Origin of the sequence: Copranaerobaculum intestinale (assembly GCF_009831105.1) — a bacterium.
Classification (GTDB): domain Bacteria; phylum Bacillota_I; class Bacilli_A; order Erysipelotrichales; family Erysipelotrichaceae; genus Copranaerobaculum; species Copranaerobaculum intestinale.
Genome location: NZ_WUUQ01000001.1, coordinates 903,914 through 919,231 on the forward strand (window position 1 = coordinate 903,914; position 15,318 = coordinate 919,231).

The 15,318-nt window shown below is 43.0% G+C and carries 16 protein-coding genes; 10 read left to right on the plus strand and 6 right to left on the minus strand.

Features of this window, described 5'->3' with window-relative positions; translation table 11 throughout:
* The first annotated feature begins 8 nt into the window (after nucleotides 1-8).
* From GSF08_RS04445 to GSF08_RS04475, 7 genes are all read left to right on the plus strand, one after another.
* Entirely contained in the window at nucleotides 9-3,155 is a 3,147-nt protein-coding gene (locus tag GSF08_RS04445) for a carbohydrate-binding domain-containing protein (RefSeq protein WP_249805911.1), read from the plus strand.
* Between the two features lie 15 nt (nucleotides 3,156-3,170).
* A complete protein-coding gene (locus GSF08_RS04450; protein ID WP_160624604.1) occupies nucleotides 3,171-3,671 on the plus strand; it encodes a tRNA (uracil-5-)-methyltransferase in 501 nt (166 codons plus the stop codon).
* 18 nt (nucleotides 3,672-3,689) lie between these two features.
* A complete protein-coding gene (locus tag GSF08_RS04455; protein ID WP_160624605.1) occupies nucleotides 3,690-4,151 on the plus strand; it encodes a hypothetical protein in 462 nt (153 codons plus the stop codon).
* Nucleotides 4,152-4,165: 14 nt separating this feature from the next.
* Nucleotides 4,166-4,648 carry a hypothetical protein gene (locus GSF08_RS04460; RefSeq protein WP_160624606.1) on the plus strand — a complete coding sequence of 161 codons (483 nt, stop codon included), beginning with the start codon at nucleotides 4,166-4,168 and terminating at the stop codon, nucleotides 4,646-4,648.
* A gap of 10 nt (nucleotides 4,649-4,658) precedes the next feature.
* Nucleotides 4,659-5,135 (plus strand): hypothetical protein, encoded by a 477-nt coding sequence (locus GSF08_RS04465; RefSeq protein WP_160624607.1) that lies wholly within the window; start codon nucleotides 4,659-4,661, stop codon nucleotides 5,133-5,135.
* 31 nt (nucleotides 5,136-5,166) lie between these two features.
* Nucleotides 5,167-6,081: an LPXTG cell wall anchor domain-containing protein gene (locus GSF08_RS04470; protein WP_160624608.1), complete on the plus strand. Its 915-nt coding sequence runs from the start codon at nucleotides 5,167-5,169 to the stop codon at nucleotides 6,079-6,081.
* 255 nt (nucleotides 6,082-6,336) lie between these two features.
* The gene (locus GSF08_RS04475) at nucleotides 6,337-9,345 is read left to right on the plus strand and encodes a hypothetical protein (protein WP_160624609.1); all 3,009 of its coding nucleotides are present in this window, start codon (nucleotides 6,337-6,339) and stop codon (nucleotides 9,343-9,345) included.
* 521 nt (nucleotides 9,346-9,866) lie between these two features.
* On the opposite strand, the gene GSF08_RS04480 is transcribed toward GSF08_RS04475, so the two are convergent.
* The 6 genes from GSF08_RS04480 to GSF08_RS04505 all read right to left on the minus strand — a co-directional run bounded on the left by GSF08_RS04480 (nucleotide 9,867) and on the right by GSF08_RS04505 (nucleotide 13,217).
* Nucleotides 9,867-10,451: a DJ-1/PfpI family protein gene (locus GSF08_RS04480; protein WP_160624610.1), complete on the minus strand. Its 585-nt coding sequence runs from the start codon at nucleotides 10,449-10,451 to the stop codon at nucleotides 9,867-9,869.
* A 228-nt stretch (nucleotides 10,452-10,679) separates the two neighbouring features.
* Nucleotides 10,680-11,141: a VOC family protein gene (locus GSF08_RS04485; protein WP_160624611.1), complete on the minus strand. Its 462-nt coding sequence runs from the start codon at nucleotides 11,139-11,141 to the stop codon at nucleotides 10,680-10,682.
* A 12-nt stretch (nucleotides 11,142-11,153) separates the two neighbouring features.
* Nucleotides 11,154-11,582, minus strand: coding sequence for a VOC family protein (locus GSF08_RS04490; RefSeq protein ID WP_160624612.1), 429 nt, complete (start codon nucleotides 11,580-11,582; stop codon nucleotides 11,154-11,156).
* Between the two features lie 29 nt (nucleotides 11,583-11,611).
* Nucleotides 11,612-12,418 carry a helix-turn-helix domain-containing protein gene (locus GSF08_RS04495; protein WP_160624613.1) on the minus strand — a complete coding sequence of 269 codons (807 nt, stop codon included), beginning with the start codon at nucleotides 12,416-12,418 and terminating at the stop codon, nucleotides 11,612-11,614.
* 91 nt (nucleotides 12,419-12,509) lie between these two features.
* On the minus strand, nucleotides 12,510-12,746 hold the full coding sequence (locus tag GSF08_RS04500) for a NifU family protein (protein ID WP_160624614.1): 237 nt from the start codon (nucleotides 12,744-12,746) through the stop codon (nucleotides 12,510-12,512).
* A 15-nt stretch (nucleotides 12,747-12,761) separates the two neighbouring features.
* Nucleotides 12,762-13,217: a divergent PAP2 family protein gene (locus GSF08_RS04505; RefSeq protein WP_249805874.1), complete on the minus strand. Its 456-nt coding sequence runs from the start codon at nucleotides 13,215-13,217 to the stop codon at nucleotides 12,762-12,764.
* A 124-nt stretch (nucleotides 13,218-13,341) separates the two neighbouring features.
* Here GSF08_RS04505 and GSF08_RS04510 point away from each other — a divergent pair, with 124 nt between their 5' ends.
* From GSF08_RS04510 to GSF08_RS04520, 3 genes are read left to right on the plus strand one after another with little or no spacing between them, the layout of a single operon-like run.
* Nucleotides 13,342-13,704, plus strand: a complete 363-nt coding sequence (locus tag GSF08_RS04510) for a CvfD/Ygs/GSP13 family RNA-binding post-transcriptional regulator (protein WP_160624615.1) — start codon at nucleotides 13,342-13,344, stop codon at nucleotides 13,702-13,704.
* Entirely contained in the window at nucleotides 13,701-14,975 is a 1,275-nt protein-coding gene (locus GSF08_RS04515; RefSeq protein WP_160624616.1) for a glucose-6-phosphate isomerase, read from the plus strand. Before GSF08_RS04510 ends, GSF08_RS04515 begins: the two co-directional genes overlap by 4 nt.
* Nucleotides 14,976-14,977: 2 nt before the next feature.
* Complete coding sequence (locus GSF08_RS04520) at nucleotides 14,978-15,235, plus strand: kinase to dihydroxyacetone kinase (protein ID WP_160624617.1); 258 nt, start codon at nucleotides 14,978-14,980, stop codon at nucleotides 15,233-15,235.
* Nucleotides 15,236-15,318 lie beyond the last annotated feature (83 nt).

The following is a 15,318-nucleotide window of genomic DNA, read 5'->3' on the forward strand; positions in this document are numbered from 1 at the left end:
TGAAAACAATGAGAAAGAAAAGAACAGCAGGTATACTTTTGAGCGGATTTTTGATCGCGGGAATCACGCTGGGAAATCCATATGTGTACGCGAAGGAACAGGAAATCGAAGAAACAAGCGTACAGGAACAGCAACCAGAAGCACAAGAAACAAACGAGGAGGCTGAAACAAAAGCTGCTGAAGATAAGTCTACCGCGTTACAAAGGCCTTTAAAAAGAGAGCTTGGACAGACCATGCTCAATGGTGTGACACCGATGGTGAGCGGGACATTTGGAAGCTTTCAGGTTGACGCATCTTCATCAGATATGTGGGTCGATGCCGGATCAGATGTGTTGGAGATCACGCAGCCGGGTACGATCAAGATCACCGGAGATGGTACGGGTTCTTCGAGTAATTTTACAAATGGAAGTATAAAGATCACAGCCGTTGGAACGGTCAATATCACAATTGATGGTGTCTGGCTGTCAGGAAGTGATAAAGGAATGGATATATCCTCAGCCTGTACAGTCAATTTGACCTTGATGAATGATAATTTCTTTAGGGGAATGAACGGAGGTGTACGAGTTTCATCAGAATCCAGCTTGACGATAGATGGAACGGGATCCCTTGGCGCAAAAGGAATGGCAGGAGGAACAGGAATCGGCGGAAATACAAGAGAAGCTAATGGCCCGATTACAATCAATAGCGGAACAATTACCTCAACTGGTATGAGGGCCGCAGGAATCGGTAGTGGTTCTCAAAGCACTGATGGAGGTAATATTACGATCAACGGCGGTAATATAAATGCCTCGGCAAATCGAGGAGGAGCAGGTATTGGCGGTAGTCCAGGCGGCAACGTAAAAAATATTACCATTAATGGCGGAACAATTGAGGCAAGTGGAGATACCGGCGCTGGTATTGGAAGTGGCTTGGGGATAGCATCCGCAAGAACAATGGTTGAAAATATTACGATCAACGGTGGTAATGTAAGTGCCTATGGCAATGAGAGTGCTGCTATAGGTGGGGGTAACTATGGAGACGTGAAAAATATTACGATTAATGGTGGAAATATTGTTGCGGATGGTTTGGCAGGGACAATAATTGGTGGTGGAAGCAATGCTTTGGTCGAGAATATTGAAATCACCGGTGGAAGTATAAAAACGAGTAGTCGTAATGACAATGACATTGCTGACATTGGTGATGGATTAAATCCTGTTGAACCAATCAAAGGGCTGTATATCAGTGGCGGATTGTTTCACCTATTAAAAGAATTAACAATTCCTGTATATAATAATCCAACTGACAAGGTTCCGGTATACGGGACAGCTTTTCCTAGTACAAATGGGACAAAAAAATTCAAAGTAGATGGACATGATTACAAAATCGAGGAAATAACGGATCCGACCGGATACAGCTTTTTTATGACCGGAGAAGATCATCTGGTCATGACAAGAGATACGAACAGTGACCGGAATACTCCTTATAGTGCAATATGGAATCCCGACACACAGCGATTTACCTTTTCTGCTGCTGCGGAAGCAGGTGATTTTGTAGTTGTTGGCGGTGTATCAGGAACAAATTATCAATTTGACGAATCACAAGGATTTCTTGAAATCTTAACGTCTGGTGATTATCGAATTTATAGTGTTGTTGATGAAACAAGCGATGCTATCTTTATATCCAATTCAAATTTAGCTGCTGACGTGAATTTAACCATTGTTGATTTGAATATCAATGGTTATCTATCGGGAATTACGTTAAGAAATAAATTAACCAAATTAACCCTGATAGGAGAAAATACAATTATTGCCCAAGGTACAATCTCAGCGGCATTTACGGTCGAGGAAAAAGCAAAATTGGAAATTATGGGTGATGGTTCGCTTACTTGTTCAGCGGCTGGAGAAGCGGGTATCGGCGGCGCGAAAGGAAATATGAACGGAGAGATTACGATCCAAAGCGGAACAATCACGGCAAGCGGTGTAACAGGAGCCGGAATCGGCGGAAGCAGGGGCCCTAGTGGACGCATCACCATCAATGGCGGAACGGTTCATGCAATCAGTGAAAGCGGTGCCGGAATCGGGGGAGCCAGCGGTAAAATGGGCGGAGGTATTACGATCAATGGCGGCAATGTCATCGCAGAAAGTACCTCTGGTGCTGGAATTGGTGCCGGCGAAGGTACATATGCAAAAAATGTAGTCGTTAATGGTGGAACCGTAACCGCAATCAGTTCAACCGGTGATGGCATCGGATCCGGAGCCAATGATCCAGCTCCTTTAAATAATACCATTGAGATTGGTTATGCTTCTGTTCTGGCCAAGGGGGTAAATCCAATTTCAGGGAAACAAGTAATTACTACTGAGGGTCGTAGCGGCGCTATGTATGAAATCAAGAACCATAATGGTGCGGCCCCGATCAAAGTAGATGATGTAGAATATACGATGGATGGCAATCATCCAAACGGAGATACCAGCTACTACTTATATATGGAAGCCACTGTACCCCACACGATTACCGTCGGAACGGATAGCTTTGAAATCGCTTGGTATGATGGAATTTTCAAATTGAAACCGCCACAGGTGGATAGTGCTCAGGTGGTTGAAACAACGACCTCGTCGATCAGTGTTACAGCTACTCCGCAGCCTAAATACGGGGATGTGGAATATTGTATGACAGGAACAGGTTGGGTGTTTACCAAGGATACGACTTTTGAAAACCTTAAGGCGGGAGAAAAATATTCAATCATGGTACGCTATGCGGGCAATGATGAATATGGTACATCTGAAGAAGTCTTTCTAAACACAGAAACAAAGCCGGCCATCTATACCATTTCGATCCCAACGGAAATGACGGCGGATGGCACATCGCAGAATATTGCCGTCGATACGGCTGAGGATTTTGCTTTGGGATATCAAGGCAAGGTGAATGTAAAAGTCACCGGAGGAATCAACAGTGATGGTTTAATGCCGCTCACAAGAACGAGCGGTACAGAAAAGCCTACGATTACATCTCAATTAAACGTATTAAATACACCGTTCAAAAATTTGAGCGCGAATGTAGCGACCTTCCAAACAAAGAATGATCCGGCTGTACCGATCTCTTTCGCAAAGCCAACCGGAAACATTCCGGCCGGATCGTATCGCGGCACGGCAGTGTTTACGATCAGCTATACCCAATAAGGAGCAAATAGAACGATGAAGAATAAGAAAACGATCAGTATTGTGCTGTTGATGGCGGTACTGCTGGCAGGGGGCATCACGATCGGAATGAACTGGGATAGCTGGTTTGGTAAAGACGATCCCAAAGATAGCTTAGCAGTTGATGATCAGGCGGAGGATTGGACCGGTAATAAAGAAACCTATACAGGTAAAAAGAATACAGATACGATTGATATTCCCGGATATGGAGCAATCGATCTGCAAGCGGATACGGTCAAGCAAGCAGTGAATCTTTATAATCCGGAACAGAATAATTGTTATTTCAAAATGTCGCTGCTGCTGGAGGACGGAACGAAGCTGTGGGAATCACAGCTGATCGCGCCGGGCAAAGCAGTATACAAGATCACGCTGAATCAAGCATTAAAAGCGGGTGAATATAAAGATGCGACCTTAAAATATGAATGTTTCAAAATGAATGAAGAGCGGACGCCGCTGAACGGCTCAGAGATTAAACTGAACCTGAATGTTAGAAAGTAAAAGAAAGAGGGAAAAAACATGAAAAAATTAGCAACAGGTATCGTAAGTGCAGGACTGCTGACAATGATGATTTTGCCGATCCAGGCAAATGATACAGCCGTGAGCTATTCTCAGTCATCATCGTATGTACTGAGCATACCGGATACCATTGAATTGAACAGCGCGTCAAGCAAGAGCTTGGCGATCGGGGTACAGAACGTGAATACGACTCCGGAGCAGAAGGTACAGGTGAAAGCAAGCGGGCTTACGAATGGAAAGGTGACGCTGACCAGAGCGAGCAAGGGAGATACGATTCAGGTTACAGTAAGCAAGACCGATGGTGGATCAGGAATTTCTGACACAGATGTATTGGCAGAGTTTCAGGATCAGTCAACGACCGCAGTAAGCGGAGGTACGATTTGGTTTGCCGCAGTAGGCGATGTGCCAGCTGGAACATACAGCGGAACGATCACGTTTACGGGATCCTATGCGAATCGATAAGGAGGAAGAAAAAAATGAAAAAGATCACAAAGTGCATGCTTGGGGCATTGATGACAGGAGCGATGCTGACACCGGTACATGCAGAGGAAGCAACAACAAGCATTCAATACAGTAAGACATCAGAATATACGCTGAGCATTGATAGCTCAGTAACGGTAAGCAGTACCACCGAGACTGAGCAGGCAATCAAAGTATCGAACGTCAATACGAAAAGCAATGAAAAGGTACAGATTGCGATAAAGAGCGGTGTCGGTAGCAACGGAAAAGTAACCTTGACCCGTGATGACGCAAGCGGAGTGACGACTGAGGTGACAGCCAGTCTGGATAAAAATGGAGCAGGCATTGGTGCAAATGAAGTAATCGCGGAATTTGAGGATCAATCAACCACAGCCACCAAAGGCGGAAAGCTGTATTATTCAAAAATCCCCGCAGATGCTGCCGCGGGAAGCTATACAGGAACGATTGTGTATGTCGGATCTGTAGTAGCCCGCAATTAGGAGCAGATATATGAAGCATAAGAAGCTCCTGTTGGCAGGAATGGCAATGATGCTTGGATGGCTGCCGCTGCGGGTACAGGCAGCGGATGATCAGGAAGGAACGATCACCCTAAAGGCAACGGTTCCGGCAAGCTATGAGCTGTCGATTCCGATCACGAGCACAAACATTGATTATGATCAGCAGACACAGCAGATCGGAAAGCTGAGTGTGCAGGGAAATATCGAAGCCGGAAAGACAATTACGGTATCGGTAAAAGAGAAAAAGGATTTTAAGGCGTCAACGAATCCGCAGGAAGTACCGGGAATCCCCTTCAAGGTAACAAAGGCAGGAAGTGAATTCTCAAATGAGGTATGGACATCGGATGAGATCAAGGCCGCAGTACCAAAAGAGATCACACTGTCGATCGAGTTCGAAGCGGATGCATGGTCGATGGCCAGCAGCGGAGAGTATATCGGATCAGTAGTGTTCTCAGCAGCTATGAACTAAAGAAGATGAATGCGGAAGGAGGTGCTGAGGATTGCGAAAAGGAAGAAGCATAGTATGGCTGGCGGTGATCGGCTTGCTGTTGTCGCAGATGACACCGGTACAGGCTGAGGAAGTCGGCGGCGGTGAAACAACAATCCATATCGAAGTGCCAAAGCAGCACAAAATGCGGCTGAAGATCGGAACCCATGGGTCGGTGAAGGTCGCAGGGAAGAGCTATCAAGGAGATCAGCAGATCACGGTAAAGCGACTCACAAGACCGCAATTTGAGATTAAGGCGGACAAAGGATACACGATCAAACGTGTGAGCTTCGGAGGAAAGAATGTATTAAATGAGATCAAGGGTAATGTTTATACCGCACCGCTTATCCATGAAGATGATATTCAGTTGGAGATAAGCTTTCAAAAAGGAAGCAGCAGTGCCGAGGAGAGCCAGCCCGGAGAAACTGAGAAGCCAGTGAAACCGGGCGGTGGAAACGAATCATCCGGATCGAATGAACCGGCGAAGGATGCAGACTCTGATGAAAATGCGGAGGAAGGATCGATTAACAAAGGGGATCAATCAAAGCCGGAAACGGGAAAAGAAGATATTCTGGATGAATTGGATAAGATCGACGATCTGTTAACAAAAGGGGAGCTTACACCGGCAGAGCGAGAAGAACTGCAGGAAAAGCAGACACAGCTGATCGAAGAATTGACCAAACAGCTGATAAAAGGAAATCCAAAGGATAAGCAAGCAATCGAGGATGACTTAAAACAGATCGAGAAATTGTTGTCACGAAAGGATCTGAGCAAGAAACAGCGAAATGCTTTAAAGCAGCGTCAGGCAGCGCTGCGTAAACAGCTGGATGCCGCAAAGGATACCGGAAATCATGAAGTGATCATCCTGATCATTTTAGGGGTTACAGTGCTTGGCGGTGCTGTGTATTTCTTTATTAAGAAAAAATAAAAAAATTAAATATTGAACTCTTTTATCTTAAAAACAAGAGTGTTGAAGGTGTGTAAATTAGATAAATGTACAGTATTTAATTTACGCACTTTTGTTTCTGATCATTCCCTTTTACCGAATCATTGTAAAAAATGCTTATCTTTATCTAAGATAAACAAAGAAAGTAATCGGAAATAAAGAATTAAACATCATAAGACAGCATTATTATGTTTGCAAGAGGATGAGTTGATGTTGTAAAAGGAGGAACAATTGTCTATGAATAAAAAGCTAAGAAGAATAGGCATTTTGTTATTTGTATGTGCAATGTGTTTTGGGATGATACATTCTGTTCAGGCAAGTAATGATAACATGGATGATATCTCCGTTGCTTTTCATCATGAAATCAGCGAGGATAAGCGGACGGTAAACATAAAGGTAGAGACAGCGAGCACAGAAGGATTCATTATCGATGCGGTAGCGTTCGAGGGTAATTCACGGATTAATGCAGATAAAGCTGAATTTATCGTAAGTGAAAACGGGGATTATGATATAACTGTTTATTATCATTCCCTTACTGATAAAGACGCATCGGATTTATCAAAGACGGTTGTCGATCATGTGAGCGAGCTGCCGGAAAATGTATCGCAAAACAATGGTGATAACAAAGAAATTCACCGGAGTGCTGCGAAATCTGACACGTTACCATCAAATAGAAGTACATCATTACAGCCTACCACCTTTGATGAATTGAATGCGGCAATCACAAATGCATCTGATAATGATATCATTGATTTGTCAAGCTTAACAAGTGATGGGAAGAATCATACATTGAATATCACAAAGAATCTTGTGTTAGCCGGATCAGGTAATACTATTGAGGGAATCTATATTGAGATTGATCCTAACCAGACCTGTACACTGCGTAATATTGTGATAAAAGGCTCCTACATTGCGAGCGATTCAAAAAAAATGACAGTAGCCGGACAGGATGCAAATTTAATTGTAGAGGGTGATGCAACCTTGATTGGAAGCTCAGAAGATCGAAAAATGAGCTACATGTCAGGTCTGGCGGTTTCTGGCTTGAAAAATGTAACGATCTATGGAACAGTTCAGAGCGGAAACGGCAGTAAAAAAATAGAAAGAGGAGCGATTGAAGGTTGTTATAGAGTTGTTGTAGACGGCGGAAAGATCATAGGGTCCACCGTGGTAGCCGGTAAAGATGACCACGGGGCAGCCAACAATCCCTTACTTTTTGCCATAAACTATCTGGAGCTAAAAAATGCAAGCATCATTGGCTGTAAGGATAGTTATGAAAATTCATCTGGGGGAAGTTTGATTGATTATGCTTATCAAGTATCGATTACAAATAGTCATCTGCAGCCCGCAGATGTCAAGTTACCCTTTACATTAGTGAGTGTATCTAATAATACACTGGGACATACCTATGCCCGTGACAGTGCGCTATCGCTGGATATTAAAGGAACCAATCTGATTCAGGCTGACAGCAATCGGTCGACGGGGAATACCGATAGTTCGGATTACGGCAACGGAAGCAGCTACACATTTGCCAGTGCAATTAAGTTTGATATGTCACAGAATCAAATTGATGCTTATGACAATGTGTCACCGACAATTAACATCGGTGCAGATGTTACGATTCAAGGCGGAAATACAACCGTTGGAAATGCTTCATCAGCAATCATTTGTTGGTCCAATAAGGTACCGGTGATTATTAATATGCAGAAGGGTTCCAAGGTGATCGGCGGCAGCACTACTGATACATCTGCTGATACCTATGGCGGAAATGGAATTACCGGCGCACAAGTAAATACGGATGGAGCTTTGGTACAAGGCGGTAAGGGTACTTATGGCGGATACGCTATTTCACGGTGCTGGTCTGATTCAACGTTTGCCGGTGATAGTCAAATTATCGGCGGTGAAGGATATAAAGTCGGAGGCCACGCTGTTTATAACGCTTCTAAGATTACCGTTGATAATGCGGTGATCACCGGAGGAAAAGCACCGGCGTTTGCGGATGAAACGCAGCATGCCGGATCCGCGGTAAATAGGGTGAATACGCTTGTTTTAAATGACGGTATCCTCAGTCCCGGTGAAGGCGGATATGCTACATGCTATATAACCAATCTATATATGCGTGGAGGAGCCATTTATAACAGCGGCGGACATATTGAACCGCATACAGATGATCCCAATAAGCCAGCTGTTCATTTATATAATTCACCAACGGTACAGATCAGCGGCGGTCAGATTGGTTATATGAATTATGGAACAACAAAATATTTGGCTATTTGGGGATCAAGCACTACCCATTGGTCTTATCGAAAAGAAGATCGAAAAGTACAATGGCAAGATTCTATTTATTCAGGCAGTGGTTATACGCTCTATGCGGATGAAGTAATCAGTGACGGCGTCAATATTACGGATACTACAGATATTAAAAAAGCAAATAATATTTATAGTCAATTCAGTATGGAAAACAAAACTGAATCAGGAAACGTGTTGATTTATGGAACCGATACGGTCACGGTTACCTTTCCCCGGGCGATCACAGAGGATGATCTTGTAATTATCTCAGCCCGTAACTGGGATAAGCGTGATGCCCCGTACGAAGCGTTAGAAATCCCGGTTACCTTGGTAAATGGCGGCAGTGACGGCAAGATCGAGTTTAAACAGCCGGCTCGTTCGATTCGAGTTGAGCTGCGAAAAAAGAGTGCTGTTGCTGATGATAAAGACAATAAAATTGTTGATTTAGATATTAATAAGCAGTACATAGTAAATGAAATGATCACTTTTAAAGCTGTGGGTGTAAATATGGATGAAGCGAATCCTGGATTGAATGATATCCGCTATAAGCCTGTGGCTTGGAGTGTAAATCCAAACGGAACATGGGAAAACGCTCCATACACAGCATCCTTTCAACTTACAAAACCGGGTATTTATACACTAAAGGTTGCCTTCGCAAAAGAACAATATTTGTCACAGGATAAATGGATCAAGACTGATGAGACGGTACAGAAGGAAGTTAAGATTGAAGTCAAGGAAGCAGACAGCGAAAAAGAAGATGATAAGGATACACCGAAAGAAGATGAGGATACACCGAAAAAAGACACGGATAATTCAGATAAAGAAAGCAATGCTTCGGCAGAAACATCAGATTCAACGAATAAAAATCTCTGGCTTTTGTTTCTGCTTACAAGCTTTGGCACAATTATCTTGCTGATCCTGAAAAAGTGTAAGAGTTATTCGAAGAATATGCTTGGTTAAGACAGGAAAAATAAATCAGACAAAAAGGCATTGAGAAGGATAGATTCTTTAAGTACTCCGTTATTTTACTGGCGGAGTACTTACTTTTTAAGAGCGGTAATTTATGTGAAAGTGAATTTCACAGGAAAGCTATATGCTTTATTTCTCTGACTGAACGATCTTGGATAGTCTGCTAAAAACAAGATTTTTAATAATTGATTAGAATCTTTCATAAGCTTTATGAGGATGAATCTGTTAACGCAGTAATCGTGATAGAATGTTTGATATTTAGTTAGAAAAGCAATTATCATACATATTAGTATTTACGATACACATGGTAATTGGCAATGGATAAATATTATCATTTACCATACCTTTTTTGTAAATAAAAAGTGGTTCTAATGAAAGATCACTTCTGTTGTATTCAACGTTTTCTTTTATACCGTTGTCTACTTCAGTGTGATCAGATCAAAGGGTTACCACTTTTTTTATTACATTATTTATAAGCATTAGAAACTATTACATAACAGGTAATAGGTGATTTATTCCGTTAATCCAAATGATTTGGGATAGGTTTTTAGGTGCAACATGTTACCGATTTCCATTGCCCATTCGCGATAGCCATAGGCAACGGAAGTAAGGATATGATCACTGCGGATGAATTTTAAAGTATCATACTCTTTTATACAATCATTCCAATCCATCATCAATTCCATTTCATCCATGGTGATGCCTTCTTCCAGCAAACCTTCTTTCGGACATGCGCACATAAAATGTCTGTCTTTTAATACGCCAGCTTTGATCAGCATGATCGGTCCGGCAGATATGGCCGCCAATACCTTTTTCTTTGCATCGAACTGGCGTATGATCGATTGTAATAATGGGTTGTCGGCCAGCGGAAAGTGTTCATTTTGAAATCCCGTGAGCAGCAGGGCATCATATTCATCGACGCAGAGTTCTTCTAAAGAGCGCTCTGCCTGACAAAGCAATCCCTCTTCACTTCGATAAAGCTGTTTATGTTCACCGAAGACGGTGATCGGAACGTTTTCCATGGCAAACATTTCTAAGGCGATACAAAATTCAAAATTACAGAAATTATCATAAATCAAAACAGCTATTTTCATCATCAATCCTCCTCATATAAAAAACTTTTGTGAAAACAGCCTGTTATTCAAAAGACCATCACAAAAGTTTTTGATGTAATAAATATATGCATGATAAAAAGGATTGGATAATCTATTGATAACAGGGATTGAAAGGAATCCCATATATGGATTCAACAGATTATTTGCTCACGCTTCATCACCTCGCTAAATACAGTATAACACAGACCTGATATTCAGTTAAGTATCTTATTATTTCAGCATTCGCTGCACAATTTTTACTGACAGCAGCGTTTTTTCAGAAATCTGTTCAACGCTGAGTCCTTCCTTGAAAAATCGTTTCACAACGATTGATAAGGGTTCTGCAATTTCAATAATATGCATATCCGGATCATAGATACGCAGTCCGCGCTGTCCCCAGCTATGCGTCTGAAGCGGATGTACCAGCTTTACCTGTTCCTGTTCAACAAGTTTCACAAATGCATCGAGATCATCTACTTCAGCGTAAATTTCGACGTCATTGCCGCCGAGCTTGATTTCCTTAGCATCCTTATGGATGAAGGTACTCCAGCTGTCTATCGTCTGAAAGGACAATCCTCCTGTTAAGGTGATGTTCTCTACAAAGTCACTGATCACGCGCATTTTGAACAGCTTTGCGTAAAATGCTTTTGTCTGTTCCAAATCGCGTGATATAAGCATGGTTGAAAATTTCATAATGTATCCTCCTTAAAATATCAGCAAACCGTTTTCATCGTAGCGAAAATTCGGTCCCCAGGCTACTTCCCAGTAATAATCATCTAAATCCTTGAAATAGGCGTGATAGCCGCCCCAGAATGCGTTCTGAGGTTTTTTCACGACAATTCCTCCCGCTTGCTTCACCAAAGCGATAACTTCATCAACCTCTTCACGGCAGGGTACATTATAAGCAAGCGTGATTCCGTTGAAGCCTTTCGCAATCGACAGGGTGGGATCGCCGATATCCTGCATCAGCTGCTCCAGCGGAAACAGCTCAAATTTGGTGCCGGGCGTATCAAAAAAGATAACGGCGGGCTGATCCTCTGTTTCATCCGTATGAAAGCCGAGCTTATCCCGATAAAAGTGAATGGACGCTGCCATATCCTTTACCCCTAAGCAGACACATGTAATTTTATTCATATCCTTTACCTCCTGCCATTTATGATACGTTAAAACTTATAAAGTTCATTGTAAAAAACGGACATCTGCTTCTGGTAGGTGCGAGGAGTTAGCTTCATCACCTTTTGAAAGTCATGCAGAAAATGCGCTTCATCATAATACCCGCAAAGCTGTGCTATTTCGGTCAGTGCACAGGGGGTTGTCTGTAAAAGGTGAACGGCTTGATTGATTCGCGCAATCCGCTGATATTGCTTCATTGAACAGCCGGTCTGTGACTGAAATAATCGTTGCAGATGACGTTGGCTGTAACCGATCCTTGCAGTGATCGACGCGATGGACGCTCCTTGATGAAGCTGCTGATGAATAAAAGATATACTGCTGTCAGGCATTTCCAACCGCTTTAAAAATAAGGCATCGATGCCTTTGGTAAATTGTATGAGCGTATCACTGGTTTCATACAGCATGGATATATGATCACTAAAGGAAGGAAACACCGTATCCAGTGACAGGATCTGATTGTGGTATGCACTTTGACTGTGATGAAGGAATGCGAATGCGCCAGCTGGCAGAAATTCAATAAAAAAATGAAAATAAGTGTGGGCCGCATCGCTCATTACTTGTATGACGGTGCTTGTGCTGCCCCAAAAACGACAGGAAATACCCGCATCGGTTACTTGAATCACAATGCATCCGGACGCATCAGGGACAAGGGTAAGTGTGGATTCATCCGCAAAGAGCTGATTCTGCATGTAGGTGTAATGTGCGATTGTTTTACCTAGGAGCGGATGCGGTTTTAGATAAAGATGTTTTTTCTGATAAGCGTTCGCATCCTGATGAAGCAGCCAGTTAAGTTCCATAGTAATTTCCTTTTTTGTGTATGTTTATTATAACATGGAAGATTTTCAATCCGTTTGTAATCCTGTAATTTCCAGAAAAAAAGAAGATGCATTATGCATCTTCGGCAAGTCTTACTTCAACCACTCCCGGAACTTCTTCCAGAAGGATTGCTTCAACTCCATCTTTTAAAGTATCATCGATCATCAGACAGCCGGCACAGGCACCAAGCATTCTCACCGTGACGATTCCTTCTTCGAATTTCACAAATTCTACATCGCCGCCGTCATGCTGAATATAGGGACGAATTTTATCCAATACTTTTTTGATCTCTGTTTCTTTGGTTTCCATTAAATTTCCTCCTTTTTAGATCAGAAAATAAAACAGCAGGGTTTCTGTCAGACCGAGGATAAATCCTCCGATTACCTCAATCAGCCGATGACCCAGTACTTCCTTGATTTTTTCGTAATAGATTGGATCGGAAAATTCAACTTCTCCGGATGCGGATAAATCATTGATCAGCTGTTTGGTGAGCTGAATGTTTTTGCCGGCATAATACCGCACGTTGATCGCATCGTAAATTACGATAAAGGAAAAGATTGCGGTTATCGCGAATAGTGACGAGGAAAGACCTTCCACTAAGGCGACTGCGGTTGACAGCGCTACTACCGTAGAGGTATGAGAGCTTGGAAAGCCGCCGCAGGATATCGTCTGCCGCATATCAAAGCGTTTGGTGCGTGACATCAGGAACAGCGGCTTCAGCAGCTGTGCTGTAACATTTGCAAGCAGCGCTGCAAACATCGGGAACATCGTTTCAATCATCATCTATCGTAATGGATATAAATTCCATTATTCCTTTCTGCTGGATTCTTATCATAAGCTCCATTATTATAACACAAAACACCCTTGTTTATGATATAATTGATTCGCGAAAGAGGTGAACGGAATGCATTATTTGGTAGGTAATATCGTGGAGGGGGTCATCACGGGAATTCAGCCCTATGGTGCATTTGTCAGTCTGGACAACGATCATACCGGCTTGATTCACATATCCGAAATATCTTCCGGTTATGTGAAGGATGTGAATAAGTTTGTGAAGCTACATGAACGGGTTCGCGTTAAAATACTGGATATGGATGAAGAACAGAATCATTTTAAGCTGTCGCTGAAGGCGGTGAAGGCGCGCAATGTAAGAAAAGCCCGCAAGCATCCATCGCCGCGGCTTCCGGACATGATAATCGGATTTCGTTCCATCGCTGATAAAATGGATGACTGGCTGAAAGAGGCCGGCCGTAAGGAGGAAATATGATTACTTTTGAAACCGCACATGCATACCTGAGTGAAGATGTAAAGTCATATCAAAAGGAAGTTACTCGCCTTCATGAACAGTTAATGAATAAAACCGGAAAGGGCAGCGACTATGTAGGCTGGGTGGAATGGCCCAATGCCTATGATAAGGAAGAATTTGCACGAATCAAAAAGGCTGCGGCGGTAATTGCGAAGCAGTGTGACGTTTTCCTAGTCTGCGGCATCGGCGGTTCTTATCTGGGAGCTCGTGCCGCAATCGAAACGATCAACGGTCTGTATGCTGATAAGCAGCCGGAAGTCATTTTTATCGGCAATACTTTTTCATCAACCTATATTATGCAGGTTCTGAATTATATCAAGGATAAAGAGGTTGTCGTAAATGTAATTTCCAAATCAGGTACGACTACTGAAACGGCGCTGGCTTTTAGACTGCTGAAACAGTTTATGGAAAAAAAATACGGAAAGGCTGAAGCTGCGAAACGCATTTATGCGACAACGGATAAAAATAAAGGAACCTTGAAAACGATCGCCGATAAGGAGGGCTATGAAACCTTTGCCATACCTGATGACATCGGAGGCCGCTTCTCTGTAATTACTGCGGTAGGCTTGCTGCCGATCGCAGTAGCCGGTATTGATATTGACGCACTGATGGAAGGAACCCGTAAAGCTTATCAGGATCTTGCGGATCCAAATCTGGAAAAGAATCCGGCCTATGCCTATGCAGTAGCCCGCCGGATCTTAGAGAAACAGGGGAAATGTGCCGAAATGCTTGTCAGCTATGAATTTCAGATGAGCTCCTTTGCAGAATGGTGGAAGCAGCTGTTCGGTGAGAGCGAGGGCAAGGACGGCCGTGGAATTTTGCCATGCAGCGCGGTGTTCTCTACTGATCTGCATTCACTTGGACAATTTATTCAGGATGGCAATAAAATGCTGTTTGAAACGCTGCTGATGGTTGACAAGCCGCAGCAGGATATGATCTTCCCGGAAGATAAGGACAATGCGGACGGCATGAATTATCTAGCCGGCAAGAGCCTTGATTATGTCAATAAAATGGCCTGCAAGGGTACGCTGGAAGCGCATGAAATCACCGGTAAAGTGCCTAATCTGATGATTACGATTCCAGAACTGAACGCTGAGAGCTTCGGTTATGTGTGTTACTTCTTCTTCCGTGCGGTTGCGATGAGCGTTTATTTACAGGACAGCAATCCGTTTGATCAGCCGGGTGTTGAGGTTTATAAGAAAAATATGTTCCGGCTGCTGGGGAAGAACTAGCGATGGAAGAAATTGAATATCGTTTTGATACCCAACTGCTGATCGAGGGAAAAAATTTGTCAGAGGACGCAATTCATGATTACATTATCAAGAATATAGAGGGCGACTGTCTGCTGGCGGTCGGAGATGATGAACTGATCAAGATTCATTTTCATACCAATACCCCTTGGAAGCTGTTGGAATATGCCGCAAGCCTTGGTGATATTCATGACATTGTTGTAGAAAATATGGTACGTCAGGCAAACGGGTTGCAGGGATAATAAATAAAGAAGTCAGGCGATGTCAGCCAGACTTCTTTTCTATATCCTTTATACAAGGTTATTTCATATTATGTGAAACGGCG

Coding starts and splice junctions, on each gene's coding strand:
- GSF08_RS04510 (WP_160624615.1), top strand. CDS start 13,342: ATGCATTATTTGGTAGGTAATATCGTGGAGGGGGTCATCACGGGAATT.
- GSF08_RS04490 (WP_160624612.1), bottom strand. CDS start 11,582: ATGAATAAAATTACATGTGTCTGCTTAGGGGTAAAGGATATGGCAGCG.
- GSF08_RS04515 (WP_160624616.1), top strand. CDS start 13,701: ATGATTACTTTTGAAACCGCACATGCATACCTGAGTGAAGATGTAAAG.
- GSF08_RS04485 (WP_160624611.1), bottom strand. CDS start 11,141: ATGAAATTTTCAACCATGCTTATATCACGCGATTTGGAACAGACAAAA.
- GSF08_RS04445 (WP_249805911.1), top strand. CDS start 9: ATGAGAAAGAAAAGAACAGCAGGTATACTTTTGAGCGGATTTTTGATC.
- GSF08_RS04505 (WP_249805874.1), bottom strand. CDS start 13,217: ATGATTGAAACGATGTTCCCGATGTTTGCAGCGCTGCTTGCAAATGTT.
- GSF08_RS04465 (WP_160624607.1), top strand. CDS start 4,659: ATGAAGCATAAGAAGCTCCTGTTGGCAGGAATGGCAATGATGCTTGGA.
- GSF08_RS04495 (WP_160624613.1), bottom strand. CDS start 12,418: ATGGAACTTAACTGGCTGCTTCATCAGGATGCGAACGCTTATCAGAAA.
- GSF08_RS04455 (WP_160624605.1), top strand. CDS start 3,690: ATGAAAAAATTAGCAACAGGTATCGTAAGTGCAGGACTGCTGACAATG.
- GSF08_RS04520 (WP_160624617.1), top strand. CDS start 14,978: ATGGAAGAAATTGAATATCGTTTTGATACCCAACTGCTGATCGAGGGA.
- GSF08_RS04460 (WP_160624606.1), top strand. CDS start 4,166: ATGAAAAAGATCACAAAGTGCATGCTTGGGGCATTGATGACAGGAGCG.
- GSF08_RS04500 (WP_160624614.1), bottom strand. CDS start 12,746: ATGGAAACCAAAGAAACAGAGATCAAAAAAGTATTGGATAAAATTCGT.
- GSF08_RS04450 (WP_160624604.1), top strand. CDS start 3,171: ATGAAGAATAAGAAAACGATCAGTATTGTGCTGTTGATGGCGGTACTG.
- GSF08_RS04475 (WP_160624609.1), top strand. CDS start 6,337: ATGAATAAAAAGCTAAGAAGAATAGGCATTTTGTTATTTGTATGTGCA.
- GSF08_RS04480 (WP_160624610.1), bottom strand. CDS start 10,451: ATGATGAAAATAGCTGTTTTGATTTATGATAATTTCTGTAATTTTGAA.